Here is a 25,514-nt window from a genome sequence, read left to right as displayed (position 1 = left end):
CAGTTACTCTGATCATGAGGAATCAGCCCTGGTCAGGGAGGCCCCGTGTACGAAATCGTTGAGCTGCTGAACCACGTCGTCGCCCGGCAGGCGGTGACCTCGCGGCCGGGCGCGGTCCCGACGAAGGGCGGCTTCGGCTCGGCGCCGCCGCTCGACCTGGACGCGCTGGAGCTGCGGGACGAGTTCTTGGCGGCGTTCGGCTCGGAGTACGTCGAGCTGGAGGCGGCGGTCATGAGCCGGATCGAGCGGCCGGCGCGTGTGCCGCTCGGGCTGTGCACGTGCGGGACGCCGGTCTCCTGCGAGTTCGACCGGGTGGCCGCGGAGTGCCCTGCCTGCGGCGACTGGCTGTCCCGTGCGGAGGCTGTGCACGCGGCGCGGGAGTGGCTGGAGTCGACGTGGCTCACGCCTGCCGAGATCGAGCAAGAGACGCGCAGCTGGGGGACGCCGGTGCGGTCTGGGCGGGTACGGACGTGGCGCTGGCGCGGCTGGATCGCCCCGGACGGCGCCGGGCGCTACTGCCTGGCTGACGTGCTCCGGCTCATCGACCGCCAGGCCGCCGAGGCTGCGTAACCAGCTACTGCTCGACACTGGTTGACAGGGCCCTGTCGAGTACGTAGCGTCACACAGCGAGGCGGAGCTGCGCCCGAATCCCACAGACGCTCGGCGGGGGGAGGCGAGGCAGCTCCGTTTCTTCGTCTCCCGGCCCCACGGACACACTCGACGACCACCACCTGGCCGTGCGAGGCTCCGGGACCCAACCCCCGGTTGAGCGCGGGCGCCCTGGTGCGCCCGCGCTCCCGGGTCTTCGACCGCTGGGGGTGAGCGCGATGGGCAACGGCGGCACCAACCACCAGACCAGCGGCGCTGTCGCCGCCAAGGCCGAGCGCCAGGTCCGCGCCTTCGAGCTGTCCCTGGAGGGTCACAGCTTGCGCGCTGTCGCCGCGCTCATGACCGCCCAAGGCGAGCCGATCAGCCACGAGACCGTGCGGAAGCTGATCGAGCTGGAGGCCGCCGAACGCGTCGGTCCCGTGGCCGAGCACTACCGCACCGTCCTGATCGAGCGCACGAACGCGCTGCGGCTCAAGGTCGGCGAGCTGCTCGATGTCGACCCGGCCCCGGTCACCGCGGGCAAGGACGGCGACGTGGTCCGCGACCCGGAGACCGAGGAGATCGTCCGGGACTACGGGCTCCGCCTGTCCACCGTGGACCGGCTGATCAAGCTCGACGAGCGCCTGGCAAAGCTCACCGGCGCCGACGCGCCGCAGAAGGTCGAGGGCTCCCTGACTGCCACCGTGACCGAGGTGCCGGCCGACGTGGCCGAGCTGCTGCGGCAGGCGCGGGAGCGGAACGCGGCCAAGCGGGCGGAGTTGAGCGGTCGTCGCGTTTGACGCCTGGATCAGATCTTTTCCAGCTTGCCCGGTGTCGTTCGCCGCCAGCGGGTGTTATTTCCATCGGTGAACTCGACTCTCACCGTCGCGCGCTCGATGACGTACAAGTGGTCGAGCTTCGTGTTCGTGTCAGCCAGTGCGTTCGCTATCTCGCCGTGTGCTTCACCTTTCCGTGTTTCACGGATATGTGCGACAACCCGGTCGAGGTAGTTCTGAAAGGCACCATGTTCAAGTTCGAAGTCTTCCGTCGAGGCGGGGCCCAGTACTGGCCTTCTATGGTGATAGAGCTTGTCTGGGTATCCGAAGTCCACCATCACGGCGATGTCATACATTGGGGTGTCGGTGGCGTTGCGAACCTTTACGGCATACCAGCCGCTTTGATCGACCCAACCCATGTTGATGTTGATGGTCTGAACTGGACCGAAAGTCTCGCCGATCCAGACGCCGAGCTTGGACGCCAGGGACTGCTCTTCAATTTCCCGTGCTCGTGTCAGTTCGTGGTCGGATTTACGCCACCCTTCGATGGCGATCCACACGGCTACGGCCGCAGCACCGATCGAACCCACGCCGCCGACCCACTGGCCCCAGGCCGCCCACCACTCAGTGCCCTGGCCGAGGCGCACGCTCATGATGATCAACAGAATGAACGCGAGCGCGAGCACCGTGCCCAAGTAGCGCACATCGAACTTACCGAATCGCATGCGTGAAGTATCGCGCATTTGCCGTCACCAGGAGGTTCAGTGCGGATCTTCATGTGGGTGGCCGACTACTCCGGCTGCGGCTTCTACCGCTGTCTGCTGCCCGGCTCCGAGCTGGCGAAGCGTGGCCACGACGTGATGGCCGACGGCCGCGTGGTGCCGAACGAGGTGAAGAACGGCGACTGCGACGTGGTTGTAGGCCAGCGGATCTGCAACGAGGGCGCGACGGTGACGTGGCAGAAGCTCGCGCGTGCCGGCCACACCAAGCTCGTGTTCGAGACCGACGACCTGCTGTCCGACGTGGACCGGTCCAACCGGCAGGCCGCGCGGTTCTACGACGCCGACACGGTCGAGCGCTACCACAAGAACATGGCCGTGGCCGACGTGATCACCGTGACCACCGATCGGCTGGCCGAGCACGCCCGGTCGATCAACGCGACCGCCGACATCGTCGTGCTGCCGAACCAGGTGCCGGGCTGGCTGCTCGGCCACGAGAAGCCCGCGGCCCCGGACCCGGACCTGGTGACGATCGGCTGGCGCGGCGGAGCCTCGCACCTGCGGGACTTCGGGGAGCTGGCCCGGCCCCTGCGCCGGTTCCTTCAGCATCCGGACTACCGGAACCGGGCGGAGCTGCACTGTATGGGTGCCCCGTACCAGGAGCGCGTCCGTAGCAACCACAGCCGCACGCGGTGGACCGGCTGGCACGAGTCCGTCGGCGACTTCCTGCGCGCGGTGGACTTCGACCTGGCGGTGATCCCGCTGCGGCCATCGATCTTCAACGAGGCGAAGAGCGACCTGGCGCTGGTTGAGATGTCCGCGCTCGGCATCCCGGCGATCGTCTCGGACTTCCCCGGCTCGCCGTACCGCGTGGTCTCTGGCTATGGCCGCCCGGTCGCGCACCTGGCCAGCAAGGGCAGCGACTGGACCGAGCACCTGCGCTACCTCGTGGACAACGCCGAGGCGCGCGAGCAGCTCGGTAAAGAAGCTCGCGAGTGGGCGGCCGACCGGACGATCGAGGCGAACATCCACCGCTGGGAGAAGGCGTACAGCTCGTGATTCCGAGAGCGACGCCGTGTCGGTCGGCCGCCGGTACCGATGCGTCGAGCTGAGCTTATGCGGCCTCATGTTCGGTCTTGGCCTTCGAGGATTCCGTGTTTTCGACGTAGAGCCAGCGACCGTCAGCGAAGGCGGCGATGGCGTGCGCATCGCGGGCCGGGCTGTCGTAGACGGACAGGATGCCGGTCTGGCCCACCCTGAACATCTTCCCGGTTTCGTAGGTGTACGTCTTCGCTGCGGTTCGCACGCTGATTGACATCGAGACTCCGTTTCGTCGGTTCCACGTAGATCGAGACGGCCGCAGCCACTGTTACAGCCCAGCTGACGATGTCGCGGCCGCTGTGCGGCTCGCTGCCCGGGACAAGGGAGGTCACATGGCTCCTGTGATGACTCCGCTTGAGGTGCGTCGGCGCCCGGGCAATCGGACCGCGGTCATCGTCCCGTTCGGACGCCCGCCCGGTGAGGCTGGCGTGATCCGCGAAGGCGTGTGGCGTCGCGTGCGCGCCGAGTGGGAGCGCACCGGTTGCGACCTCATCGTGGCGGCTGACCCGGAATTCGCCGCGCGCGGGAAGTTCTCTGTGTCGCGAGCGATCAACAACGCGGTACGCGTTGCCCCGGCCGAGTACGACCGGTTCGTGTGCTTCGGCGCCGACATGGCGCCCTGCCCCGCGACGGTGGCGTGGGCGGATGCCGAGCTGGACGTCCAGCCGTGGACGCTCTTGTTCGACCGCGGCACTTCGGTCGACGAGGCGGCGACCAAGGGCTGGGCGGTGGCCGGCCACGCCTACGGTCACCCCGAGCCAGAGCTGTTCGCGTCGCCGTGCGTCGGCCCGGTCGCCTTCACCCGTACGACGTTCGACCGCGTCGGCGGCTTCGACGAGCGCTACGAGGGCTGGGCTTACGAGGACGTCGACTTCTGGTACCGCCTCCAGCGCGACGTCCCGCGCACCGCGCCGCAGACGTACCCCGGCACGCCGCTGGTCCAGTTCTGGCACCCGCAGACGCACCACGACCTGTCGATGGACAACCCGAACGTGCGGCTGTTCGCCGCGACCTGGGGTTGACCGGCTGCCCGGCGGAGCCGGGTAGTGCCACCGGCCGAGGCTCGCGCACGAGCGCGGCGTGGGTGGCACCCAGCTCCGCCGAGCGGACGTTCGGCTACCTCCTCTTCCGGATCGCCACGATCACGCAGATCGTGGCGACGAGCTTGAACAGCGTCGCCGTGGTCGGGTTGGTCTCCTGGATGATGTCGCCGAGCGCGTCGATGTAGAGCATCACGAGCGCCAGGGCCATTTCTCTCTCGTTCACAAAGGTTGGCCCTGGAGCCCGGGCATTACACAGGATTGCAATCGCAAATAACTTGCGTACTTCGTCGGGCAGGTGAGCGATGTTCGACCTCGACGCTCACCTGGCCGGGCTCGACGAGCGGCTGCTGGCGCTGCCGGAAGGCCGCCGCGCCCTGACCGAGCTGGACCCGCTGCTCTTCGCCCTGATCTACCTGCCGCACCACCTGCGGGCCCAGGAGACTGGCGAGCAGATCACGTTCAGCGAAGCCCACTACGAGTGGTGCGAGCTGGCCCAGCGCTACGTCGCGCCGATCAGCGCCTTCGCGCCCGGCGACCTGCGGGACGCGATCATCGCCCCGCGCGGGCTCGGGAAGAGCACGTGGTGGTTCCTGATCTTCCCGATGTGGATGGCCGCCCACGGGCACCGCAAGTTCGTCGCCGCGTTCGCGAACAGTGACACCCAAGCCACCGACCACCTCGGCAGCTTCAAGCGCGAGCTGGAGAACAACGCACTGCTGCGGTCGGACTTCCCGCAGCTGTGCACCCCGGCCCGGCGTCCGTCGGGCACGACGGTGTCGGACTCGCAGCACATGTACGTCGCCGCCTCGGGGTTCGTGTTCACCGCCCGCGGTATCGACTCGCAGGTGCTCGGCCTGAAGATCGAGAACCGGCGGCCGGACCACATCATTCTGGACGACGTCGAGGGCACCGAGGGCAATTACTCTCCGGCACAGAAGGAATCCCGGCTCAAGACGATCACGTCGGGCATCCTGCCGATGAACAACCTGGCCTCGGTCACAATGGCCGGCACCGTCGCCATCCCCGGCGCGATCATCGACGACATCGCCGCGAAGCAGCGCGGCGAGCAGTACCCGGACTACGTCGACGACGAGCGGTTCACCCCGCGCTACTACGACATCATCCAGACCGGCGAGGACGGCACCGAGCGCAGCCTGTGGCCCGAGCGCTGGGCGATGGCGTGGATCAACACGGTCCGCCACACCCGCTCCTTCCAGTCGCAGATGCGCAACGACCCGATGGCCGCGGACACCGCGTTCTGGACCGGCGAGGACTTCGTCTACCGCGCGGATCTGCCGATCGTGCGGCAGCTGCTGTCGATCGATCCGGCGGTGACGACGAAGGCGAAGAGTGACTTCACCGCGCTGGCGGTGATCGGCGCGACGCTGCCGGGCCCGGACCGCGTGTGCGTGGTGCGTTTTGCCCAGCAGGTGAAGATCCCGCCGGGGGAGAAGCTGCGCCTGCGCGTGCTGGAGATCCTGAACGAGTACCCGGACATCACCGGCGTGGTCGTGGAGACGAACCAGGGCGGCGACACCTGGCTGGCGATCCTGCACGACCTGCCCGTCAAGGTCCGCACCGTCCACCAGGACCGGCCGAAGGAAGTCCGCGCCGGGTCGCTGCTGGCGAAGTACCAGCGCGGACGCGTCGTCCACGAGCGACGGCTGCACCAGCTCGAAGCCCAGATGCTGAAGTTCCCGCTCGACGCCCACGACGACCTCGTCGACGCCGTCGGCACCGGGGTCGAGGTGTTCCTGAAGACCGATGCCCCGCCGCAGCGGGCGAGCGCACGTGAGGGGGCGGCCTGATGTCGGATCTCGACGACGCGCTGAAGGCGATCGACGACGCCGCGCCCGGCTACGACAAGGCCAAGGCGTACAGCGACGGCCCGGTGGAGGAGGTGTTCACCTCCCGCCGCGTGCGTCGGCTGCTTCGTGACCAGGGCGTCGAGTTCGAGACCCTGCACGGAGATGTGGTCATCGACGCGGTCGCGGACAAGCTGACGGTCGAGGCGATCACCAGCGACACCGAGGCGCGCACGAAGCTGATCGCCGAGGTCGACGAGGCCAACAACATGGCCCAGGTCAGGCCGGCAGTGATGCGCCGGGCGCTCCAGCTCGGCGACAGCTACCTGTCCGCGTGGCCCGTGCTCGACGCTGCGGGCAACCCGGTCAAGGGCAAGGTGCTGATCTCGGTGCACTCGCCGAAGGCGATGCGCGTGCTCTACGACGAGGACGAGCCCGGCACGCCCCGGGTTGCGATCCAGAAGTGGGTCGTCAGGACGCCGGTCGGCGCCAAGCGCACGCGGGTGGACCTGCTCTATGCCGACCGGATCGAGCACTACATCTCCCTGGGCGCGCGGTCCAGCAAGGCAGGCGACTTCCAGCCGTACGAGGCCGAGGGCCGCGACGCGGTCGAGGAGAACCCGTACGGCTTTCCGGTCTTCCACTTCCACGGCACCGGCCTGCCGGGCGAGTACGGCACGCCGGAGCACAAGTGCTTCTACGGCACGCAGAACAAGCTCCTGAAGCTGGAAATCGGCGACATGGCGGGCGTCGACTTCAACACGCTCCCGCAGCGGCTCGGCCTGCGCGACGCCGGGAAGCCCGGCCCGTCGCCAGTCGACGACCTCGACGAGGACGAGTTTCTGGCCAGCCCGGACGGGCAGCGAACCAGCTCGACGACCGGTGACCGGAAGTCGAAGCTGTCCAGCGAGCCCGGCTCGTTCTGGGATCTGGAGGGCTACCGCGACGTCAAACAGCTCGACCCGGGCAGCCCGGCCGTGTTCCTCGACCGCCGCGAGGCGTACCTGCGTGAGGGCTCGGTGGTGTCCAAGACGCCGCTGCACCTGTTCGACCGCACGGGGCAGATCCCCAGCGGCGAGAGCCTGAAGACCGCGAACGAGCCGCTGGACAACAAGTCCCGCCGCCGCCGGACGGCGTTCGATCCGACGTGGCGTGCCTTCTACCGGTTCGTGCTGAAGATCCTCGGCGAGGACGACGCGCCGGTGACGCTGACGTGGGCGCCGATCGAGTCGACCGACAAGACCACGAAGCTGAACCAGGCCAAGCAGGAACAGGAAGTCGGCGTGCCGGTCGGCCAGTCGCTGATGGGGCTGGGTTACAAGCCCGACGACGTGAAGCGGTGGCTCGACGACGGCGATGGCGGCCTGCCACAGCGGATCGCGATGGTCGCCCAGCTGGGCACTGCGGTCGGTGACTTCGCCTCGGCGGTCGCGGCCGGCCTCATGGACCAGGCCACGGTCCAGCAGGTGATCACGAAGCTAGTCGGCGACGTGACGGGCCCGGACGATGACGGCACCGGCTAGCGTCATCCCGACCGTTATCGTCGAGCACGACGGCGAAGCCCTGTCTCTGGAGGACGCGGCGGCGCTGGCCGCTGCCGGGCCGGTACGGGACGCGCTGAAGTCCGCGTTGTCGTGGGCGCACGTGGCCTGGTCCAAGCGGTTCGGCAAGCCCCGGGGGCTCCGGTCCGGCGAGGACTTCGACGCGTACACCGCCGAGCTGGCGGCCCGCATCCGGGCTGTGCAGATCGACCCGGCTCCCGTGCTGCTCGACTTCGCGCAGCGGGCCCGGGTGCTCGGCGTCTCGCAGGGCCTGATCGAGGCAGGCGCTCCACAGCGGAATCTCGAGAATCGGGTTCGCGAAGAGACGCGGCGCCACATCGACGAGGCCACGGCGGCGGCGCGGGCAAAGCTGGCGCAGGCGGCCGACCTCGTCGAGGCGCTAGAGCGCGGCAGCTTCAAGACGATCAACCGGCAGCTGGCCGTCGCCGACCAGGCCGGGAACATCGTCGAGCGGGCTGCTCGCACGGTCACCAACGACGAGCTGAACGAGGGCCTGGCCGCCGCTGCCGAGCACGTCGGCGGCCGCCTGGTGTGGATCGCAGAGCGGGACGCGTGCGTGGCGTGCCTCGCGCTGTCCGGCCACGTCATCTACCCCGGCGACGCGTTCGACTGGCACCTGACCTTCGGGGCGAAGGCGTGCCAGCCGAAGGACTACAACGCCGACGGCGAGCTGGTCGACATCGAGCTGGAGCGGCCGCCCCGGCATCCGTACTGCCGCTGCCGGGTCTCGCCCTGGCTCGGGCATGACGAGGCCGCCGCCCGGCGGGTCACCCACGACTGGGACGAGGCCATCAAGGACGCACAGGCTAAGGGCGACCAGGTGGCCGTCGACGCGGCCCGGCGAGCCGCAGCGGCGGCCGCGGACTCCGCGGCGTTCGACCTTCCGGCAGCGCTGCGGCGCGAGGCCGAGAGGTCGATCCTGCGCGGCGACGCGCTGCCGACCGAGTCCGAGAACGTCCGCCTGGCCGCTGCCGACCGGTTGCTGGCCCGCATCGGGTCCGGCAAGAACTCTCCCGCGCCCTCGGGGTGGCGGGTGCCTGCGTCGGTGAAGGCGCGGGCCGAGCGGGCCGTGAAACGCGGCCGGTTCACCAGGTAGCCCGCTGGCGGGCGCATTCGAGGAAGGGACGCCGAGATGGCGATCAAGACGCTCAACAGCCGGTTCCGGCGCTTCGCCCGCGAGGCGGGCGGCGACGGCGGGACCGGTGGCGGCGGAGGTACGGGAACCGGCGGTGACGGTGGCCAGGGCACCGGCGGTTCCGGCGGCGGCGACGGCACGGGCGGCGGCACGAACGACGAGTGGAAGCCGCCGACGAAGGCCGAGTGGGAGGCCCAGCAGGCCGAGCTGTCCCGCGTCAACGCCGAGTCGGCCAGCCGCCGCGTGAAGCTGAAGGAACTCCAGCAGCAGAACGAGACCGACGCCGAGAAGGCCAAGCGCGAGGCCGACGAGGCCGCCGCCGCCCGGTACAAGCCGACCGCCGTGAAGGCCAGCGCCCGCGCGGCGCTGCTGGAGGCCGACGCCAAGACCGACCGCGTCGGCGCGCTGGCCGGACTGCTCGACGTGTCCAAGCTGGACATCGACGACAAGGGCCAGATCACCGGCCTCGACGCCGAGGTGAAGCGCGTCAAGGCCGAGTACCCCGAGTTCTTCAAGGCCGAGGGCGAAGGCGAGAAGCCGCGCCCCGGCAAGCTCACCCCCGGCGGCAAGACCACCGCCGCCACCGAGAAGACCGCGGGCGAGATCATCGCCGCCCGCTACGGCGGCTGATCCAGCTCGCCACCCCAGCACCACAGAGCAGCCCGTGAGGGCATCCAACCGCACCCGTGACGGGGATCGCGGTGCCTTTCCCTGCAATCCCAACAGAAACGGAGGGCCGTCATGGCCGTCGCTTTCACCGGGGCGGGCTGGATCCCGATCGAGACCAACCCCGACGTCATCCAGAAGGTCCAGCAGACCTCGGCCGTGGAGCGCTTCGGCCACCACGTGCCGATGGGCTCGAACACCAAGTACACGCCGCGCTCCGGCGGCGTCGTGCTCGGCCGCTGGGCGAAGTCCACCTCCGCCCCGGCGGACAGCTCGCCGAACGACTCGGTGCTGCTGGCCTCGGACAAGATCGGTGGCAAGGTCACCATCGCCGAGGAGGACATGTCCGACTCGCTGGCGTCCATCGTGGACGCCAAGAGCGTGGACGCGGGCACCTCGTACGCGAAGCTGTTCGACAACGTCTGCCTGGGCATCACGGCGGCGAAGGCCACCAGCGGGTGGCTGTTCGACTCGCTGTACTACATCCTCACGCAGAACGACACGGTCACCGGCTACACCGGCGGCACGAACCTGTCGACCGGCGCCACCGCCGCGACCTACGACAACCTGTCGGCGTCGCTGGGCGTGTACGAGCAGGGCGACTACTTCGACGAGGCCGAGACCATCGTCATCGCCCACCCCGCGTTCAAGCAGATCCTGCGCGGCATCAAGGACAACTCGGGGTCGCCGATCCTGAACGAGTCGTCCAACGGCACCGCGGGCGGTGGCCAGGGCGGCACGCCGAAGCTGTTCGGCTACGACCTCCAGTGGTCGATGGGCTGCAAGACCAGCGCGGCCGGGTCGCAGGCGCCGACCGGCAAGCCGTTCATCGTCTACGGCAACCGGCAGTACCTCCAGGTCGGTGACCGCAACCCGCTGGCGGTCAACTTCCAGGACGCCGAGACCGGCATCGGCGTCGACACCGACGAGAACGTCCTGTACTTCCGCGCCCGCAAGGCGTTCGCGGTGGGCGCGCCCGGCGCGTTCTCGATGCAGGTCATCGGCTGACGGACGGCGTGACGGGGCCGCGTGGCGTGCCGCTGCGCGGCCCCGAGCCGGGAGGGAGCTGGCCATGCCGGACACCTGGGCGACCGTCGCCGACGTCAAGACCTACGCCAAGGCGACGGTCGACGAGGACGAGCTGCTCTCGGCGCAGGCCGTCATCGACACCTACGCCGGCCGCCTGCCGATGGACGCCGACCGGATCGGCGCCCGGGACAAGTACTGGCTGAAGCTCGCCGTGGCCTACCAGGCCGCCTGGCAGCCCGCCCAGCCCGACCAGTTCGAGCGCCAGGACATCACCTCTACCGGCGGCGGCCAGTCGACGCAGGGCACCGAGACCTGGCTGACCCTGGCCCCGCACGCGACGCAGGCGCTGCGGCGGGTGTCATGGATCGGCTCCGGCTCGCTGCACGTTCGCGCGCCCGCCGAGGCCGTCGACCGCCGCCGCGACGTTTACGGCGACGACGGTGACGACCCGGGCGCCTGGCGGGGGATCTGATGTGGGCGCGTGCGACGTGCCGGGCGTCGATCTACCGGGGCACCACGCCGTCGGACTTCGGCGACCCGGTGCCGGACAACACCACCCCGGCCGCTACCGGTGTACTCGCCGCGATCGAGGAGCGCGACTCGCGCGTGTGGGATCCGGCCACGCAGACCGCGAGGGTGGTCCGCGTCGGCAAGGCGGCGATGCCGTCCACCACGGACGTCCTCACCGGCGACCGGGTCCGGGACGACACGCACGGCGTCCTGTACCTCGTGCAGAACGTGACCCGGCCGCGCGCGGCCGGCCGCGTCCCGGACGTCCAGCTGGACCTCAAGCGGATTGGCGACGACGGGGGGTGAGCCGTGGCGGAGTACCACGAGGCCCCGGACTGGCGGGAGAAGATCGCCGCCGACGTGCGCGAGCTGTTCGGCCAGCTCGTCGGCGAAGTCCTCGACGACGCCAAGCGCCTCGTGCCCGTCGACACCGGGCACCTGCGCGAGTCGCTGTCGAGCGAGATCAACGGCGACACCGCGCGGATCGGATCGGACCTCAACTACGCGCTGTACGTCGAGGAAGGCCACCGCGTCGCCTACCGCGGCCCGGACGGCGAGACGGTGTTCACCGGCGACATGGTGCCTCCGCAGCCGTACCTGCGCCCGGCGCTTTACCGCAGGCGGGGTGCGTGATGACGGCGCCGTTCCTCTACGCCTCGGACGAGGCGGTCACCATGGCGTGGCTGGCGCAGCTGAGCGGCTTCACGGCCGGGATGGTCGGGGAGACGCTGCCGCGCGACATCAGCACCTGGGCGGCGTCGGGGTTCCTGACCGTCGCGGTGGCCGGCGGCGACACCGTGCCGGAGTACCGGCTGGAGTCGCCGGTGATGGACGTGCGGGCGTGGGCGATGACGCCGGGCACGGATGCGCCGCCGTGGAACAAGGCACGCAACCTCGCCCTGAGCGTGCAGGCGGGGACCTACCGGCTGGAGCCGTGGTTCGTGCCGCTCCCGGCGTGCAGTGAGAACGCCGTCGTGAAGACGGCCTACCTCCTCGGGAAGCCGAGGCGGGCGTACGGCGACTTCGGCGACTACGCCGTGTACGCCCTGGACCTGGTGCTGCACTGGGTCCCGGTCGCCAAGAGCACCCCGTGAGGGGACTGAACCCCAACCTTCCGGGCCACACGGCCCACAGTCCTCTTTGGAGTGATCATGGCCGACATTTCTGGCCTCCAGCCCGGCAACCTGGTGATGGGTCCGGCCCGGCTGTACATCTACCGATTCGCGTTCGACCCGACGCTGAGCTACGAGCCCGCGCTGACGGACATCAACCTGGCCCCGGCGGCGAGCGCCTGGTACGACACCGGCATCACCCTCGGCGGCACCAACGTCAACATCGCGCCGACCTGGACGCCGCTCACCGGTGACCAGCTGGTCGACAAGCTCGGCGCGCGGCTGACCGACCGCGACATCAAGGCCACGGCGAACTTCGCCGAGATGACGCGAACCAACCTGGCCTACGCGTGGAACATGACGGCCGGGCCGACCGGCGCGAACTACGCGGTGTCCGACCTCAACGCCGGGCAGACCGCGAACCGCGCGCCGTACCGGACGCTGCTGGTCGACGGCCTCGGCCCGGACGTCACCGACGGCTCGCGGTCGCTGAAGCGCCGGGCGATCCTGCGCAAGGCTCTGCCGTCGGGTGACACGGCGCTGAACTGGGAGAAGGCGAACCAGCAGGCGCTCAAGGCGGAGTTCCAGGCGTTCTTCGTCTCGGAGTCGATCAGCCCGATCCGGGTGATCGACGAAGTCGGCCCCTGACCGAGCCCCGGCCTGTCCACGCGAAACGACGCGGGGAGCCATCCGAAAGGGATCGACACGGCGCGGTCCCGCAGGTCTCCAGACGCAGTCCCGTTCCGTGCGCACCTGACGGCGTGCGGGGCGGGGCTGCCCACCCCTTTCCCTTGTCCTGTCAGGAGGACCGCATCATGGCCGCATCCGCGCCCCGCAAGACACCCACCCGCAAGGCCGTGCCCCGCAAGCGAGCCGCGAAGCCGCCGGCCGATCTCGGGATCGTGCTCGACGACCCCGCTGCGCAGGCCGAGGTCGAGCAGCTGATCGCCGACCGCGAGCCGCTGTTCACCGTCGGCGGCGTCACGCACACGATCCCGAAGCGGGTTCCGCCGTCGTGGTCGATGAAGGCTTACAAGATCGCCACCGAGCAGGGCGAAGCCGCCGCGCTCGGATTCGCGGTCGAGAAGCTGCTGACCGACGAGGCGTGGGAAGCCTTGCAGGAGTGCGAGACCGTGACGCCGACTGCGTGGGAGAAGGTGCTCAACGCCCTGGTGGACCGGATTCTCCCGGACGGGGTGCTGGGCCCAAAAGCCTGACCGACGCCTGGCACGAGCGGCTCTCGGCCGTGGGGTGGTTCTTCGAGCACCTCGACGACGTGCTGAGCGACATGTCGGTCTTCCACCGCGTCGACGAGCTGGACGAGCTGCCTGCCGCGGTGTTCCTGCCGCGCATGGTCCGGCTCGCCCTCTACGACGGCGCGGTCCGGCACGCGATGCGCCGCGCCGTCGAGCAGCCGGAGGCGATCCCGGCGCCAACGCCGCCGCCCGGCCAGCAGGCCGAGTCTGCCCCGGTGCGGGCGCACACCACCGACGAGCTGAAGGCCCTGAACCAGACCCGCGAGTTCGGGCCGCTGGGCGTGAACCAGGCCGGGGTCTTCGACTTCGGCTGAGCCGGGGAGGGGGCACGCGGTGACCGCACCTGGTGGCGACTTCAAGCTGGCCGGCGCCTACGTCGAGGTCCATTTGAAGGACGAGACCTCCGGCGACGAGAAGAAGATCCGCGCGAAAATCGAGGGCGAAAAGCCGGTCAAGCTCGACACCGCGCTGAAGGACCCGCGCAACACCAAGCTCGTCAAGGAGAAGATCGAGCGCGAGACGAAGCCGGTTATCAAGCCGGAGATCGACGAGAGGTCCACACGCGACTCCGCCCGCAAGGCGGGCAAGGGCGCCGAGGACGAGCTGGGCCGCTCGGCCAAGCGGGCCAACGCGCAGTTCGACGCCCTGAAGTTCACCGGTCTGACCGTCGGTCTCCCGGCGGCGGCAGCCGTCGGAGCGGCCGGGGCCACGGCGTCGCTCGCCCTGGTGGCCGGTGGCTTCGCCGCCCTCGGCGTGTACGCGGCATCCTCGTCAGATCGGGTGCAGGCGAAGGTCCAGGAGCTGTCCAACCACGCCAGCTCGGACCTGCGCGGCCTCTCGGGCGTGCTGGAGAACGAGACGGTCACCGCTGTCGACTCGGCCGGGCACGCCTGGGACCGGCTAGCTCCGCAGATCCGCGCGGGCGTGGCCGCGTCGGCACCGGCAGTCCGGGAGCTGACCGGCTCCGTGACGGACTTCGCCGAGAACGCGATGCCCGGCATGGTCACCGCCGTGCAGGCGTCCGAGCCTGCGCTGAAGGGGCTGCACAGCCTCACCTCGCAGGCGGGTACCGGGCTGAGCCTGTTCTTCACCAACGCCTCGCGCGGGGCCGACGGTGCCCGCCAGGGGTTCGTGATCTTCGGCTCGACCGTCGCGCTGCTGGAAGCTCGGCTGGGGACGCTGTTCGCGAACCTGGCCAACGGCAGCGCGGGCCCGCTGTCGCAGCTGTACGTGATCGTCGACCAGGTCACCGGCGGCCTGAACGACTTGACCTCGCAGGGCTCGGCGGCGATCGGGTTCCTGTCCGGCTTCACCAGCACGGGCACCGGCACGGTGACGATGCTGCGGCTCCTGCTGTCCCTGGTCTCGATGCTGCCGCCGGAAGTCGGCCAGTTCGCCGGGTCGCTGACGGCGGCCGGGATGATCGCGAACCGCTTCGGCCTCGACGTCGGCGCCGGGTTCAAGGGCATCGGCCAGGACATCAAGGCGGCCGACGGCGTCCGGGGCAAGTTCCTGACCGGCCTGGGCAGCCTCGTCGCCGGAGTCACCCCGGTCACCGCGGCCGTCGGCGTGTTCGGGCTGATCCTCGGTGTGCTGGGCCAGAAGCAGGCCGAGGCCGCCGCGCGTGCCGCGCAGCACACGCAGGCGGTCAACGACATGACCGAGGCGTACCGGCGCGACAACGGCGTCATCGGAGAGAACGTCCGCCAGACCGCGCTCAAGGCGCTGTCGGACAAGAACGCCTACTACTCCAACGACCGCCTCGGCGTGTCGATGGCGACGGTGTCGGCGGCCGGCCTCGGCCAGGCGGACGCGCTGAAGAAGGTCAACGACGGCTTCCACGGCTACGTCACCGGCCTGGTGCAGGCGAACCAGCACGGCGGCGACGTCACCGACATGGTGATGCGGCTGTCGGACGCCTACATCAAGCAGGGCGGCTCCGCCGAAGACGTGGTGGACAAGATGACCGCCACCCGCATGGCCTCACTCGATCTGACCGACGCGCAGAAGGCCGAGCTGGTCACCACCCTCCAGAACGTCCGCGCGATCAACGAGCAGGCCGGTGCGTCGAGCGAGGGCGCGAAGCGGGCGGCCGACCTCGAAGCCGGGCTGCGCAAGGTCGAGTCAATCGCAGCGCGGGGCACGACCCCGGCGATGTACGCGGCTAAGGCCGCCACGGCGGACCTGGAGACGGCGTTCGCCGCGCTGAACACCGCCGGTGGCGACGTGGCGGCCAAGGGCCAGGCGATCATCGAGGTGATGCTGCGGCTGGCCGGGCAGACGCCCAGCGTCGAAGAGGCGTTGCAGGCGTGGAACGACGACCTGCGCGGCATCTCCGATGCGTTCAAGAGCCTCGACATCAAGTCCCACGCCAAGGATTTGGTGGACGCTTCGGGCTCGATCAACACGGTCACCGAGGCCGGGTCGAAGCTCCAGAACACCGTGCAGAAGGGCGTGACCGACTTCGCCAGCTACGCCCAGTCTCTCAAGGACGCGGGCACCCCGGCGGCGGAGATCACGCCGAAGCTGGCGGCGATGCGAGGCGAGTTCGAGAAGCAGCTGCGCCAGCTCGGGCTCAACGACACGCAGATCGGCAAGATCCTCGACCACTACGGGATGATCCCGGACAAGGTCGTGACGCAGCTGGGCCTCGAAGGCGATACCGAAACGCAGCAGCAGCTCACCGACGTCCAGACCAAACTCGCCGCGGTGCCGGACGAGAAGGGCATCACCATGGATGCCCTGACCGACCCGGCGATCCGCGCGCTCGGCGAGCTGGGTATGAAGGTCGTGAAGATGCCGAACGGCAAGTTCGCTGTCTTCGCCGACACGGAGCCCGGTCGGGCCGCCGCGCAGCGACTGCTCGACCAGGTCGGCAACAGCGACGCCACCGCAACGGTGTTTGCCAACACTAGCCCGGCCGAAGGCGCGGTGACCAAGTGGAAGAACGTCACCACGTCGACCGTCGGGAACACCACGACCTACACGAGCACGGACCCGGCGACCGGGATGGTGCGTCAGTGGAAGGCGACCACCGACGCCACCGGCGCGGTGACGCACACCTACGCCGACATCAACCCGGCCAACGGATCGGTGCGGGTGTGGAAGCAGAACGCCGATGGCACGTGGGCTGAGGTGCACGCTCGCGCTGACGTGGCGGCCGCGGAGGCGTCGCTGAACAACGCGGCCCGCACCCGCACGGCGACGATCAACGTAGGCGTGAACTACACCGAGTCGATCCGGGTGCCGGGCACGAACATCCGGATGTTCGCCCAGGGCGGGATCGCAGCTTTCGCCAAGGGCGGGATTGCGTTCAACGACCTCGGCCGCACGCTCACGCCGATGTCGCCGACGGCGACGATGGTGCCACCGAACAGCTGGCGCGTGGTCGGGGACAACATGCGGTTCCCCGAGGCGTACATCCCAATCGATCCGGCTTCCTCGCGCTCCCAACGATTGCTGGACGAGACGAACGCGCGGATGGGCCGGACACCGGCAGTGGCCGGCGGCCGGGGTAGCGCCCCGATCCAGATCACCGTGCACACCGCCGCGATGGAGCCCTACGCCGTCGCGGCGGCCGTATCGGGCGAACTCGGCTGGGCCATGAGGGGAGGCTGACGGTGGCTACCCCGGTGATCCTGCCGACGTACTCGGTCGGCGGCTGGTCGGCCAATGTGGACGACGACTTCGGCTGCCGGTGGGTGGTGACGGCGCAGACGCTGCACGGCGGCGCCAGCCGCAAGCTGCACGCCACGGAGCGGCCGTTCGGGATGGGCGCCTACCGTGCCCGGTCGTACCTGTCGGCCCGCTCCGACACCGTGCAGGGCTGGTGCCAGGCACCGGACTTCGCAGGCGCGGTAGCGGCGCGGGACCGGCTGCTCGGTGTATTCCCGGACGGCACACAGCTCGCGCTCGTGAAGACTGACGGGATCTCGACGCGGCAGCTGCTGGTCGAACTGGACTCGACCGCGATCAAGATCGAGGGCTGGGCCGACGCCCAGGGCTTCGACTGGCAGCTGCCGTTCTACGCCGCCGATCCGCGCTGGCTCGACACCACCGTGCAGACGGCCGGGCCGTTCACGGTCATCGGCACGGCAACCGACGGCCTCGATTGGGGTAGCGGCGGTCTGGACTGGGCCAACGGCGGCCTCGACTGGGGAAGCAGCGGGAACGGCGGTGTGCTCTCGCTGAACAACCCCGGCACCGCGCCGACGTGGCCGGTCTTCACCATCGCCGGGCCGCTGACGAACCCGACGTTCACCAACCCCGCCACCGGTGACGTCATCTCCTACACCGGCACCATCGAAGCCGGACAGACGCTGGTGATCGACACCAGCCCGTTCACCCGCTCGGTCGCGCTCAACGGCGTCGACCGCTTCGGGTTCCTCGCCTCCGCCCAATGGATCGAGATACCGCCCGGTGGACAGGTGACCGTCCAGTTCTCCGGCACTGGCGCAGGCACCGTCACCGCCACCTGGCAGTACGCCTACAACTGAGAGGGGGCCCGATGCCCACCAACGCAGCAGCGACCGGCTTCTGGTCTGCGATGCCCGGCGGCTCGCGTTCCAACAACGCGCGCCAGGGTCGCGCCCTGCTCCAGGCCGTCTACCAGAACAACGACGCCACGCCGATGAACGGCACCCGCTCCGGTGTCGTGCCGACGACGTGGGACGCGGCCAACCTCCGCTTCTCCGACCTGCTCGTGACGGTCACCTCCGGCCTGAACATGAGCGTCGCGCCGGGCACGGCGGCGGCGCACCGCTCCGGCCAGGGGCCGTACGAAGGCTGGCTCACCGCGGCGGCGGCGATCGCGTGCGACCCGGCGCCGGCCACGAACCCGCGCAACGACATCGTCGTGATGCGCTGGTACGACTCGACGCAGGGCGACATCTCGCCGGACGGCAACCCGTGCCGCATCGAAGTCATCACCGGCACGCCGGGCGCAGTGCCGGTGGACCCGATCACGGTCAACAGCCTCGGCGTCTACACCAGCTTCCCCACCACCGGCGGCGGGATCGGCATCCCGCTAGCGCGGGCGCAAGTGTCCACCGGCGGCGTGATCACGTTGACCCGGCTGCGCCGCTCGGTCGGCATCATCGGCGCCACTCGCGCGTTGATGGAGGGCGACAGCGACACCGCGGGCAACGTCGGCGACACCCGCTACAACCCCGCAACAGACGTCTTCGAAGTGCGCGACAGCGCGGGGAACTGGCGGAAGATCCGCCCCGGTGCGGACGTCGGCGGCGAATGGCGAGCCAACGCCACCAAGACACTCAGCCCCGGCGCTGTGCGGCTGGACTTCCCGACGAACGTCGTGCCCGGCAACGGAATCACCTTCGACGGCACCAACACGTGGACCATCCAAACGGCCGGGGTCTACTCGATCTACGCCCAGTGCCGCAAGAACGCTGCGGCTGCCAGCGACGCGGTGCACATCGTCGGCCCAACCTACTCCGATGCCGGGATGATCATCCCGGGCACGTCGACCACCGGCTACGGCGACGTGCACGTGTCCGGGTCCGTGTGGCTGAACGCGGGCGACCAGATTTGCGCCTGGTACTACAACGGCGGTTCTTCGTCGACCAGCTACACCACGCGTTTCGCGAAGTTCAAGATCTGGAAGCAGCAGGCTGCTGCATGACGAGACGGAGACGTCGATGAGCTGGATTCCCGTGACGCCGAAGCCGCGGTTCCTGGCGTGGACCGGCAGCAACCTCGCCGAGTGGCAGGAGCGCTGGCCGAACGCGGAAATCGTCGAGGGCGGCAAGCTGATGTTCGGGCCCTCGATCGTGGCGGACGTCGGCGACGGCATGGTGGAGGGCGGTGGCGTGAGCATCTGGTGGATCACCGCCGCCGACTTCGCCGAGCAGTTCGACGTCGTGGCCGAGGAGTAGGCCGTGCCCGCCACGGAGCGCGCCTACACCGCGCTGGCCTACGACACCGTGACCGGCCGCGTGCTCTTCGACCTGGACCTGGCAAAGGAACCAGAGTGGTCAGCGCGGGTCAACGACGTGGGCGGCTGGAAGATCACCGTCCCGCTGCACGGGCAGGCGCGCGCGGCGAAGGTACGGGAGTGGTGCGTGCCGTGGCGATTCTCCGTCGCGATCGTGCGGGGGCGCGGCGTACCGACGGACACCGTGTGCCAGGCCGGGCCGATCCTGCCCTACGCGCCCGACGACAACAGCCCGGAGCACACGGTGTCGGGCAAAGGGTTCTGGGAGAACCTGAACCGCCGTGTGCTGCACGCGCGGACCTGGAACCCTGCCACCGCGCGGATCACCGACAGCTCGGCGGACCTGACGATCAACGACAGCCTGCCGAACATCGCGATCAACATCGCCTACCACGCCACCTCGATGGTGTACCGGCCCGGATCGGCGCTTCCGCTGGACTTCCCGGTGCTCTTCCCGACGGGCGCAAACACCCGGACCTACCACGGCTACGAGATGGCGTTCGCCGGCCAGCGGCTCCAGGAGCTGACACAGGTCGACGGCGGCCCGGACGTCCTGTTCCAGCCGTACCTCACCGTCATCGGTGGCCTGCGCTACATCCGGCACCGGATGCTGGTCGGCAACCCGTACCTCGTGCAGCCCGGCGTCCCGCTGCTGTTCGACTACCGCTCGAACCTGGTGAAGCTCACGATCGCGGGTGACGGCACAGACCAGGCGAACACCGCGTTCGTCAAGGGGACGGGGAACGAGGCTGGCCAGCTCTACGGCTACGCCACCGACACCTCACTGATCTCGGCGGGATGGCCGATGCTGGACATGGTCGACTCGGGCCACACATCCGCGTCCGAGCAGACTACTTTGGACGGCTGGGCGACAGCGGACGTGGCGCTGTACAACTCGCAGCCGGAGCAGTGGCAGGCCACCGTTCTCGCCGACGCGGAGCCACGGCTCGGCTCGTACCTGCCTGGGCACTTCGCCGACTACAGCGTGAAGAACCACCACTGGCTGAAGAACGGCAAATACTCCTACCGCATCCTCGGCGTCTCCAACGGCCCGGAGCGGGACAAGGTGCTGCACCAGTTGCAGGCGGTGAGGGGGTCCTGAGTGGTCGCGAACCAGCCGATCGAACGCCCCCAGTCCCCGGACTTCCTGATCAACCAGCTGCGTGATCTCCAGCAGCGCGTGGACGAGCTGACCCGGCAATCGAAGTATCCGTTCTCGGTGTCGCACGGCGGAACGCCGGACTTCACGGTGCTCCCGAACACCGACAACTCCGGCGCTGTCGTGAGTGTTTACGACGGTGCAGGCACGCTGGTCGTCGCGACCGACCCGGACACGAAGTACGGGCTGGCCCGTCCCTACGCGCAGGTGCCGATGTACCCGTCGCAGCCCGGCCTTGTGTACAGCGGGGCCGGTGCGGCGACTCCGCTGTGGTCGGGGCAGTTGCAGCAGCTGAACTCGTGCTTCTACGCCTCGTGGAACTTCCTCGTGTCCTCGGGCGGGGTAACGGGCCTGACAGGGTCGACCTACGCCAAGCTGGTCGACACCGTCACCGGCTGGACCTGGACCACGCCCACCGTCACGCTCACGACCGGCATCGGCTCAACCGGCTCGCTGGTCAACGGACCGTTTGCAGTGCAGGTGCCGCAGGCGAGCCTCGGGCACTTCATGACGATCAACCTCTACGGCTGGGTCTCGGCGAACACCGGCAACTCGAACGCCGTCGCGATCACCCCGCTTGCCGTGCTGGGCGCGGACTACGCGCTGTCGCAGGCGTACTTCGCTGGCACCACTTCACCGTGAAAGGGGGCTCTCGTGCTGACGAGTACCCGAAACCCGTTCGAGACGCTGATCGTCGCGGCCTTCGGGCTGTACTGCTGCGTCGGCCTGGTCGCCTTCGACAACGTGGCCACCACAACCCTGCGCGGCTACCCGGTCCCGTTCGGACACGTGTTCCTCGCCGTCGGCCTGATCACGTGCTCGGTCGCGCTCACCGGCATCATCCGCGCGGCCACCGTGAAAGGTGTGCTGTGGGAGCGGGCCGGGCTGACCGGGCTCGCCGGCGTCGGCTTCGCGTACGCCTGCTGGGGCATCGGCACCACCGGCGTCCGGGCGCTGGCCTTCTGCCTCTTCCTGCTCGCGATGTCGGCGGCCGCGACGTGGCGCGCAGTGCAGATCTCCCGCGCCCGGAAGGTGGCCCTTCGATGAGCGACATCCTCACGTGGCTCGGCGGCGCCGGAGGCGTCGGGGCGGTGGCCAAGGCGGTGTTCGACATCGTCAAGGCCCGCTCGGACGCCCGGAAGGTCAACGCCGACTCGGCCGCCGTGCTCGTCCAGACCGCGGCCGAGTCCAACAAGGACCTCGGCGAGGACCTGAGAGAGGTCCGGACCGAGCTGCGCGAGGTCCGGGCGACGCAGCGGCGGCACGACGACGTGCTGCGCGTACACCACCGCTGGGACGAACAGGTCGTCGACCAGCTCCGCCAGCTCGGCGGGTCGATCGCCGACCCGCCGCCGCTCTACCTCCCGGAGGCACCCTGATGTCCTGGTACGTGGCGAAGTCCCTCGACATGCTGCTGGCGCAGCTGAACGCGAAGGCGCCCCGCCGGTCGAAGGTGTCCGACGGCTCGATCGGCGACGCCTCGCACTCGGCCCGGCTGTCCGACCACAACCCGACGAGCACCGGGCAGGTGTGCGCTCGCGACTTCACGAACGACCCGGCGGGCGGACTGGCCGGCCAGTGGCTCGCCGACGCGCTGGTAGCCAGCCGGGACCCGCGCATCAAGTACGTGATCTTCAACCACCGGATCATCGACAGCCGCGCGGGCCAGCACCCGTGGCAGTGGATGCCCTACTCGGGCGCCAACGCGCACGAGCACCACGTCCACGTCTCGGTGTTCGCCGGGGCGCTGGGCGACCGCACCGACCCCTGGAACCTCGGCGGCGGCACCAAGCCGTCCAGCCGCCAGCTGCTGAACGGAGACACGCACATGAAGCTGCCCGCCGAGATGAACACCCGCTCCGAGGTCATCGCCCTGCCGCCCGACGCCGACGTGAAGCTGGTCTTCGCGGCGAAGACCACGATCTTCGGCGGCCACATCTACTGCTGGTCGGCGGTGCCGGACAAGGGCACCGGCGGCGACCCGGTGAACTGGCGCACGGAGGTGAAGGAGGGCGAGGTCATCGCGGTCCCGCGCGGCACGTCGAAGGCGGAGATCTTCTACTCGTGCGCATCGGAGATCGACCTGTACGTGCAGGCCATCGCCTGACCGTCCGCTGGACCACACCCGAAGGGAGCCCGCCCGTGAGCGAGCAGGAGTACCACCCGAGCGCCCAGTTCAACCCCGGTCACCCGGATCACGCCGGGTGGGCGAACGGCCCGAAGCCGCCGCAGCTGCCCGCCGAGGCGCAGATCGTGCGCGACTTCCCCGACCCTGAGACGGCGCCGGCCGCCGAGGCCGGGATCGTCACGATGCACCAGGAGGGCGCGTTCGCCGACGAGCACGTGGCCCTCCCGGGCGCCGACGAGGAAGAGCCCGAGACGAAACCGAAGACAAGTCGCAAGCACTAGGCACACAAAAGCCCCACCTCCCCGATGCGGGAGGTGGGGCTTTTCGTCATGTCAATCCGTTGGGCTGCACAAGCTGGGTGAGCGGTGGCGGCACAGCGTAGAACTCGGCACGCGCAGACTCTTCTCCGTTGACCTTGCAGACCCACGCGTAGCCCTTGTTCGGCATTAGGGGCAACCCAGGGGTCATGGTGAACGCGAAGGTCGTAAGGAGGTTACTGCCCGCCTTAACGCCTGGTGGGCGCCCCACCTCGAACTCGGCTTCCGCTGTGATTGGCTTCGGGTCGCCAGCCGCGTCAACGACCTGAACGGGGTCTGTGCTGTCCTCGTCGATCAGGCTGAATTCGAGCTTGTGTCTACGGTTGGCGTCGTTCCACGGGACGTGGACAAACACAACCACGGCGTGAGATGCCAACGACTGGCCCGGGAGGGCAGGTGTGGTGTTCCAGCCCGCACCAAGCATGCTGATCTTGCCGGTTGCTTCTTCACGCTGAGCGGCATCGCAGAGCAGGAGGTCTACCTTCACAGGCGACGAGCCTAATGCACCGGGATGGAGGATCCGGTCGGCGTACCCCGCGATGCGCTGGGCTGCGGCGCTACCAAGCCGGGGAAGTGGGACACGAACTGGCGCAGCTTGCTGAACGCGCCCGGCGACTCGCCGGCAAATTGATCCCGGAGGTCGATCTCGTCACCGAGGATGTCACGCAGCGCCTGCGCCACCTGCATACGAGTCTCATCGTACGTCGCGGCCGCAGCAGAGAACCGCGGCACGGCGTCAGTTTCGGCCCACCAAACGCCGTCCTCTTGGTGGTAGGTCACTACGACCTCGGCCATTGCAGGTCTCCTCGCAGATGCTTGAGCGCTTCGTCCTTCGTCAACCCTATGTCTTTTGTGAAAATCTTCCGTACCAGACCCGGCGGGATCTCGGCTCCGTCGTGAAACGCGAAGAGCAGGGTGGGGAACTGATCTGACGTGAGTAGGCGGTGTGACCCTCCGGACCCCTTGCTGGGACCTTCCGTGTAGCTCAGCGGCTGACGCTGAAGGTGCCGCAGAAGCTCCCGACCTCGCATGGAGGGGAAGTCAGGCCCTCCCACTCAAGCAGCTCCCTTGCTCCCTGTTCTGTCAACGTCCCACGCCCCGAATGTACTCCGCTGATGTAAAGGCTCAATAGAGCCTTCCGGGGGGTTGACCCACGTCCCAGACAGTGAACATCCGACCTCTCGATGCCGTACTGGCCAGTACGCGAACGTCGGTACGTTCGTCGTCTGCGAAAGGCTGCTCGTTACAGCTGACCTATTTGACTACAAAGTGTAGCCGTACGGGGACTGTGCGCGCCAGTCGGCTCACCGGGCTTGCCGTGTGTGCTGCTGCGGAATCCCCCGTTCACGGCGGTAGATCGAGTCGCACAGCGGGCATGCGGTCGGTACACCGTGGTCGCGGCGCTGGTTTAGCGGTAAGAACGCGGCGGACGCGGTGGCTCCGCACAGCATGGTGATGCCCTGACCGGGTGTCGGGACGCCAGTCAGTCGGGTTCGGTGCCACTCGCCGTCGATAACGGGGTGGATCGCCTCAGGGTCGATATAGATCACGGCGCTCATGACGGGAACCGGCTCTGCTTCGGCCAGCGACGTTGAACCTCGGCCCGCGCCGCGTCCCACTCAGTTGCCGTCATCTCCGACACTGGACGAAACAGCTCGTCATCGGCGGTCGTCTGCCTCGGCTCCTCGGTGTCGCGCGAGATTGCCGCGTCCGGCTTGTGCCCCATGATCCAATCGTCGGTCACAGAAAGTGTGGAACCCATCCCAAGCTGGGTATCTCACCGTGAGATGTACCATCGTGAGATGATCGCCCCGACCAGCAAGGGCGGCCCGCTCGCACTGCCGGACTGGGCCTGGCAGCGGCCCGAGCTACGCCTGGCCCTCAAGACCCGCGACATCGGCGCCCTGCTGCGCTCGGTGCAGCAGTACACCGGCGCCAGCCAGAGCCGCATCGCCGTCGCCGTTGGCGTTCTCCAGGGGCGGGTGTCGGAGATCGTGCGTGGCAGTCGCACCGTCACCACGCTGGAGCTGTTCGAACGCATCGCCGACGGGCTGGAGATGCCCGACGACGCCCGCATGCTGCTCGGCCTCGCGCCCCGGCATCCCGCCGGCCTCGACCACCTGAGCGCCAGCGGTCGGGCCGAGATCCTCGCGGTCTATCCATCGCAGTCCAGCGCCCGCGCCGAGATCCAGCAACGTGCCAACGAAGCCACGGCGGTCGAGATCCTCGCCGTGCGCGGCCTCGGGATCATCGGCATGAACGACTCGCTGCTGCGCTCGCGCATCCGGCAGCGGACCACCACCGTCCGCGTGCTGCTGCTCGACCCCGACGGCGAGGCCGCCCGCCGGCGGGCCGACGAAATCGGGGAGACCTACGGCAGCTTCGCCGCCGGCATCCGCCTGTCCATCGAGCGGCTACGCGACCTCGCGACCGAGGGCGCCGACATAGAGGTCCACGTCTACAACATCCTGCCCACCTGGCGGCTGATCGGGCTCGACGCCACCCTGTTCCTGTCCGCCTTCGGGGAGAGCCACGAGGGCCACACGTCGCCGATGTACAAGCTCACCGGGTCGCCGCATGGCGCACTGCACCGCGGGTTCCATAGGTTCACAGACGAGCTGCGGCGCACCGCGCGTCGAGTCGTTTGAGAGGAGT

The 25,514-nt window shown here is 69.1% G+C and carries 34 protein-coding genes; 27 read left to right on the top strand and 7 right to left on the bottom strand.

Translation table 11 applies throughout. From position 1 onward, the window contains the following. Nucleotides 1-45 precede the first annotated feature (45 nt). Nucleotides 46-570, top strand: coding sequence for a hypothetical protein (locus tag HUT10_RS12780; RefSeq protein WP_176171403.1), 525 nt, complete (start codon nt 46-48; stop codon nt 568-570). 257 nt (nt 571-827) lie between these two features. Next, nucleotides 828-1,388: a hypothetical protein gene (locus HUT10_RS12775; protein ID WP_176171402.1), complete on the top strand. Its 561-nt coding sequence runs from the start codon at nt 828-830 to the stop codon at nt 1,386-1,388. A gap of 8 nt (nt 1,389-1,396) precedes the next feature. On the opposite strand, the gene HUT10_RS12770 is transcribed toward HUT10_RS12775, so the two are convergent. Further along, on the bottom strand, nt 1,397-2,089 hold the full coding sequence (locus tag HUT10_RS12770) for a hypothetical protein (protein ID WP_176171401.1): 693 nt from the start codon (nt 2,087-2,089) through the stop codon (nt 1,397-1,399). A 39-nt stretch (nt 2,090-2,128) separates the two neighbouring features. On the opposite strand from HUT10_RS12770, the gene HUT10_RS12765 reads away from it, so the two are divergent. Then, on the top strand, nt 2,129-3,142 hold the full coding sequence (locus HUT10_RS12765) for a glycosyltransferase (RefSeq protein WP_176171400.1): 1,014 nt from the start codon (nt 2,129-2,131) through the stop codon (nt 3,140-3,142). A gap of 55 nt (nt 3,143-3,197) precedes the next feature. Here HUT10_RS12765 and HUT10_RS12760 read toward each other — a convergent pair whose 3' ends face one another. After that, entirely contained in the window at nt 3,198-3,401 is a 204-nt protein-coding gene (locus HUT10_RS12760; protein ID WP_176171399.1) for a hypothetical protein, read from the bottom strand. A gap of 211 nt (nt 3,402-3,612) precedes the next feature. On the opposite strand from HUT10_RS12760, the gene HUT10_RS12755 reads away from it, so the two are divergent. Next, the gene (locus tag HUT10_RS12755) at nt 3,613-4,206 is read left to right on the top strand and encodes a galactosyltransferase-related protein (protein ID WP_176171398.1); all 594 of its coding nucleotides are present in this window, start codon (nt 3,613-3,615) and stop codon (nt 4,204-4,206) included. A 94-nt stretch (nt 4,207-4,300) separates the two neighbouring features. Here HUT10_RS12755 and HUT10_RS51840 read toward each other — a convergent pair whose 3' ends face one another. Beyond that, entirely contained in the window at nt 4,301-4,435 is a 135-nt protein-coding gene (locus HUT10_RS51840) for a hypothetical protein (RefSeq protein ID WP_303246961.1), read from the bottom strand. 94 nt (nt 4,436-4,529) lie between these two features. Between HUT10_RS51840 and HUT10_RS12750 the strand changes: the two genes are divergently transcribed. The 22 genes from HUT10_RS12750 to HUT10_RS12645 all read left to right on the top strand — a co-directional run bounded on the left by HUT10_RS12750 (nt 4,530) and on the right by HUT10_RS12645 (nt 22,823). Next, nucleotides 4,530-6,035: a hypothetical protein gene (locus HUT10_RS12750; RefSeq protein ID WP_176171397.1), complete on the top strand. Its 1,506-nt coding sequence runs from the start codon at nt 4,530-4,532 to the stop codon at nt 6,033-6,035. Beyond that, nucleotides 6,035-7,555, top strand: coding sequence for a phage portal protein (locus HUT10_RS12745; protein ID WP_176171396.1), 1,521 nt, complete (start codon nt 6,035-6,037; stop codon nt 7,553-7,555). Before HUT10_RS12750 ends, HUT10_RS12745 begins: the two co-directional genes overlap by 1 nt. Next, nucleotides 7,539-8,690: a hypothetical protein gene (locus HUT10_RS12740; protein WP_176171395.1), complete on the top strand. Its 1,152-nt coding sequence runs from the start codon at nt 7,539-7,541 to the stop codon at nt 8,688-8,690. Before HUT10_RS12745 ends, HUT10_RS12740 begins: the two co-directional genes overlap by 17 nt. Before the next feature lie 36 nt (nt 8,691-8,726). Further along, nucleotides 8,727-9,359, top strand: a complete 633-nt coding sequence (locus HUT10_RS12735; protein ID WP_176171394.1) for a phage scaffolding protein — start codon at nt 8,727-8,729, stop codon at nt 9,357-9,359. A gap of 111 nt (nt 9,360-9,470) precedes the next feature. After that, entirely contained in the window at nt 9,471-10,403 is a 933-nt protein-coding gene (locus HUT10_RS12730; RefSeq protein ID WP_176171393.1) for a phage major capsid protein, read from the top strand. Nucleotides 10,404-10,467: 64 nt separating this feature from the next. Continuing rightward, on the top strand, nt 10,468-10,896 hold the full coding sequence (locus tag HUT10_RS12725) for a hypothetical protein (RefSeq protein ID WP_176171392.1): 429 nt from the start codon (nt 10,468-10,470) through the stop codon (nt 10,894-10,896). Then, the gene (locus tag HUT10_RS12720) at nt 10,896-11,240 is read left to right on the top strand and encodes a hypothetical protein (protein ID WP_176171391.1); all 345 of its coding nucleotides are present in this window, start codon (nt 10,896-10,898) and stop codon (nt 11,238-11,240) included. The genes HUT10_RS12725 and HUT10_RS12720 overlap by 1 nt, the downstream gene beginning before the upstream one ends. Before the next feature lie 3 nt (nt 11,241-11,243). Further along, the gene (locus HUT10_RS12715) at nt 11,244-11,567 is read left to right on the top strand and encodes an HK97 gp10 family phage protein (protein ID WP_176171390.1); all 324 of its coding nucleotides are present in this window, start codon (nt 11,244-11,246) and stop codon (nt 11,565-11,567) included. Next, the gene (locus HUT10_RS12710; RefSeq protein ID WP_176171389.1) at nt 11,567-12,028 is read left to right on the top strand and encodes a hypothetical protein; all 462 of its coding nucleotides are present in this window, start codon (nt 11,567-11,569) and stop codon (nt 12,026-12,028) included. Before HUT10_RS12715 ends, HUT10_RS12710 begins: the two co-directional genes overlap by 1 nt. A 57-nt stretch (nt 12,029-12,085) precedes the next feature. Beyond that, a complete protein-coding gene (locus HUT10_RS12705) occupies nt 12,086-12,694 on the top strand; it encodes a hypothetical protein (RefSeq protein WP_176171388.1) in 609 nt (202 codons plus the stop codon). 167 nt (nt 12,695-12,861) lie between these two features. Continuing rightward, nucleotides 12,862-13,263: a hypothetical protein gene (locus HUT10_RS12700; RefSeq protein WP_176171387.1), complete on the top strand. Its 402-nt coding sequence runs from the start codon at nt 12,862-12,864 to the stop codon at nt 13,261-13,263. Nucleotides 13,264-13,292: 29 nt separating this feature from the next. Next, entirely contained in the window at nt 13,293-13,616 is a 324-nt protein-coding gene (locus HUT10_RS12695) for a hypothetical protein (protein WP_176171386.1), read from the top strand. Between the two features lie 19 nt (nt 13,617-13,635). Beyond that, on the top strand, nt 13,636-16,920 hold the full coding sequence (locus HUT10_RS12690; protein WP_176171385.1) for a hypothetical protein: 3,285 nt from the start codon (nt 13,636-13,638) through the stop codon (nt 16,918-16,920). 2 nt (nt 16,921-16,922) lie between these two features. Beyond that, nucleotides 16,923-17,798, top strand: coding sequence for a phage tail domain-containing protein (locus tag HUT10_RS12685; RefSeq protein WP_176171384.1), 876 nt, complete (start codon nt 16,923-16,925; stop codon nt 17,796-17,798). 11 nt (nt 17,799-17,809) lie between these two features. Further along, nucleotides 17,810-18,943: a hypothetical protein gene (locus HUT10_RS12680; RefSeq protein ID WP_176171383.1), complete on the top strand. Its 1,134-nt coding sequence runs from the start codon at nt 17,810-17,812 to the stop codon at nt 18,941-18,943. 16 nt (nt 18,944-18,959) lie between these two features. Next, nucleotides 18,960-19,196, top strand: coding sequence for a hypothetical protein (locus HUT10_RS12675; protein ID WP_176171382.1), 237 nt, complete (start codon nt 18,960-18,962; stop codon nt 19,194-19,196). 3 nt (nt 19,197-19,199) lie between these two features. Then, complete coding sequence (locus HUT10_RS12670; protein ID WP_176171381.1) at nt 19,200-20,357, top strand: hypothetical protein; 1,158 nt, start codon at nt 19,200-19,202, stop codon at nt 20,355-20,357. Next, nucleotides 20,358-21,056, top strand: a complete 699-nt coding sequence (locus tag HUT10_RS12665; protein ID WP_176171380.1) for a hypothetical protein — start codon at nt 20,358-20,360, stop codon at nt 21,054-21,056. It abuts the gene before it with no gap. Between the two features lie 12 nt (nt 21,057-21,068). Continuing rightward, nucleotides 21,069-21,461 carry a hypothetical protein gene (locus HUT10_RS12660; RefSeq protein WP_176171379.1) on the top strand — a complete coding sequence of 131 codons (393 nt, stop codon included), beginning with the start codon at nt 21,069-21,071 and terminating at the stop codon, nt 21,459-21,461. After that, nucleotides 21,458-21,793, top strand: coding sequence for a hypothetical protein (locus tag HUT10_RS12655; RefSeq protein ID WP_176171378.1), 336 nt, complete (start codon nt 21,458-21,460; stop codon nt 21,791-21,793). The genes HUT10_RS12660 and HUT10_RS12655 overlap by 4 nt, the downstream gene beginning before the upstream one ends. After that, a complete protein-coding gene (locus HUT10_RS12650) occupies nt 21,793-22,521 on the top strand; it encodes a hypothetical protein (RefSeq protein ID WP_176171377.1) in 729 nt (242 codons plus the stop codon). Before HUT10_RS12655 ends, HUT10_RS12650 begins: the two co-directional genes overlap by 1 nt. 35 nt (nt 22,522-22,556) lie before the next feature. After that, on the top strand, nt 22,557-22,823 hold the full coding sequence (locus HUT10_RS12645) for a hypothetical protein (RefSeq protein ID WP_176171376.1): 267 nt from the start codon (nt 22,557-22,559) through the stop codon (nt 22,821-22,823). Nucleotides 22,824-22,869: 46 nt separating this feature from the next. Here HUT10_RS12645 and HUT10_RS12640 read toward each other — a convergent pair whose 3' ends face one another. The 4 genes from HUT10_RS12640 to HUT10_RS12620 form a co-directional block, all read right to left on the bottom strand. Further along, nucleotides 22,870-23,346 carry a hypothetical protein gene (locus tag HUT10_RS12640; RefSeq protein ID WP_176171375.1) on the bottom strand — a complete coding sequence of 159 codons (477 nt, stop codon included), beginning with the start codon at nt 23,344-23,346 and terminating at the stop codon, nt 22,870-22,872. 11 nt (nt 23,347-23,357) lie between these two features. Next, the gene (locus tag HUT10_RS12635; RefSeq protein WP_176171374.1) at nt 23,358-23,654 is read right to left on the bottom strand and encodes a DUF1902 domain-containing protein; all 297 of its coding nucleotides are present in this window, start codon (nt 23,652-23,654) and stop codon (nt 23,358-23,360) included. A gap of 509 nt (nt 23,655-24,163) precedes the next feature. Further along, complete coding sequence (locus HUT10_RS12625) at nt 24,164-24,418, bottom strand: hypothetical protein (protein ID WP_176171372.1); 255 nt, start codon at nt 24,416-24,418, stop codon at nt 24,164-24,166. Beyond that, nucleotides 24,415-24,603: a hypothetical protein gene (locus HUT10_RS12620; protein WP_176171371.1), complete on the bottom strand. Its 189-nt coding sequence runs from the start codon at nt 24,601-24,603 to the stop codon at nt 24,415-24,417. The genes HUT10_RS12625 and HUT10_RS12620 overlap by 4 nt, the downstream gene beginning before the upstream one ends. A gap of 58 nt (nt 24,604-24,661) precedes the next feature. On the opposite strand from HUT10_RS12620, the gene HUT10_RS12615 reads away from it, so the two are divergent. Next, entirely contained in the window at nt 24,662-25,507 is an 846-nt protein-coding gene (locus HUT10_RS12615) for a helix-turn-helix domain-containing protein (protein WP_254896846.1), read from the top strand. Nucleotides 25,508-25,514 lie beyond the last annotated feature (7 nt).

This window comes from Amycolatopsis sp. Hca4 (assembly GCF_013364075.1).
Lineage (GTDB): Bacteria > Actinomycetota > Actinomycetes > Mycobacteriales > Pseudonocardiaceae > Amycolatopsis.
Note: the sequence above shows the minus strand (reverse complement) of the source record. Positions and strands in the feature narration are given on the sequence as shown.

Coding starts and splice junctions, on each gene's coding strand:
- HUT10_RS12655 (WP_176171378.1), top strand. CDS start 21,458: ATGAGCGACATCCTCACGTGGCTCGGCGGCGCCGGAGGCGTCGGGGCG.
- HUT10_RS12720 (WP_176171391.1), top strand. CDS start 10,896: ATGTGGGCGCGTGCGACGTGCCGGGCGTCGATCTACCGGGGCACCACG.
- HUT10_RS12635 (WP_176171374.1), bottom strand. CDS start 23,654: ATGGCCGAGGTCGTAGTGACCTACCACCAAGAGGACGGCGTTTGGTGG.
- HUT10_RS12700 (WP_176171387.1), top strand. CDS start 12,862: ATGGCCGCATCCGCGCCCCGCAAGACACCCACCCGCAAGGCCGTGCCC.
- HUT10_RS12735 (WP_176171394.1), top strand. CDS start 8,727: ATGGCGATCAAGACGCTCAACAGCCGGTTCCGGCGCTTCGCCCGCGAG.
- HUT10_RS12675 (WP_176171382.1), top strand. CDS start 18,960: ATGAGCTGGATTCCCGTGACGCCGAAGCCGCGGTTCCTGGCGTGGACC.
- HUT10_RS12745 (WP_176171396.1), top strand. CDS start 6,035: ATGTCGGATCTCGACGACGCGCTGAAGGCGATCGACGACGCCGCGCCC.
- HUT10_RS12730 (WP_176171393.1), top strand. CDS start 9,471: ATGGCCGTCGCTTTCACCGGGGCGGGCTGGATCCCGATCGAGACCAAC.
- HUT10_RS12775 (WP_176171402.1), top strand. CDS start 828: ATGGGCAACGGCGGCACCAACCACCAGACCAGCGGCGCTGTCGCCGCC.
- HUT10_RS12650 (WP_176171377.1), top strand. CDS start 21,793: ATGTCCTGGTACGTGGCGAAGTCCCTCGACATGCTGCTGGCGCAGCTG.
- HUT10_RS12710 (WP_176171389.1), top strand. CDS start 11,567: ATGACGGCGCCGTTCCTCTACGCCTCGGACGAGGCGGTCACCATGGCG.
- HUT10_RS12725 (WP_176171392.1), top strand. CDS start 10,468: ATGCCGGACACCTGGGCGACCGTCGCCGACGTCAAGACCTACGCCAAG.
- HUT10_RS12760 (WP_176171399.1), bottom strand. CDS start 3,401: ATGTCAATCAGCGTGCGAACCGCAGCGAAGACGTACACCTACGAAACC.
- HUT10_RS12615 (WP_254896846.1), top strand. CDS start 24,662: ATGATCGCCCCGACCAGCAAGGGCGGCCCGCTCGCACTGCCGGACTGG.
- HUT10_RS12680 (WP_176171383.1), top strand. CDS start 17,810: ATGCCCACCAACGCAGCAGCGACCGGCTTCTGGTCTGCGATGCCCGGC.
- HUT10_RS12625 (WP_176171372.1), bottom strand. CDS start 24,418: ATGAGCGCCGTGATCTATATCGACCCTGAGGCGATCCACCCCGTTATC.
- HUT10_RS12770 (WP_176171401.1), bottom strand. CDS start 2,089: ATGCGATTCGGTAAGTTCGATGTGCGCTACTTGGGCACGGTGCTCGCG.
- HUT10_RS12750 (WP_176171397.1), top strand. CDS start 4,530: ATGTTCGACCTCGACGCTCACCTGGCCGGGCTCGACGAGCGGCTGCTG.
- HUT10_RS51840 (WP_303246961.1), bottom strand. CDS start 4,435: ATGGCCCTGGCGCTCGTGATGCTCTACATCGACGCGCTCGGCGACATC.
- HUT10_RS12740 (WP_176171395.1), top strand. CDS start 7,539: ATGACGGCACCGGCTAGCGTCATCCCGACCGTTATCGTCGAGCACGAC.
- HUT10_RS12705 (WP_176171388.1), top strand. CDS start 12,086: ATGGCCGACATTTCTGGCCTCCAGCCCGGCAACCTGGTGATGGGTCCG.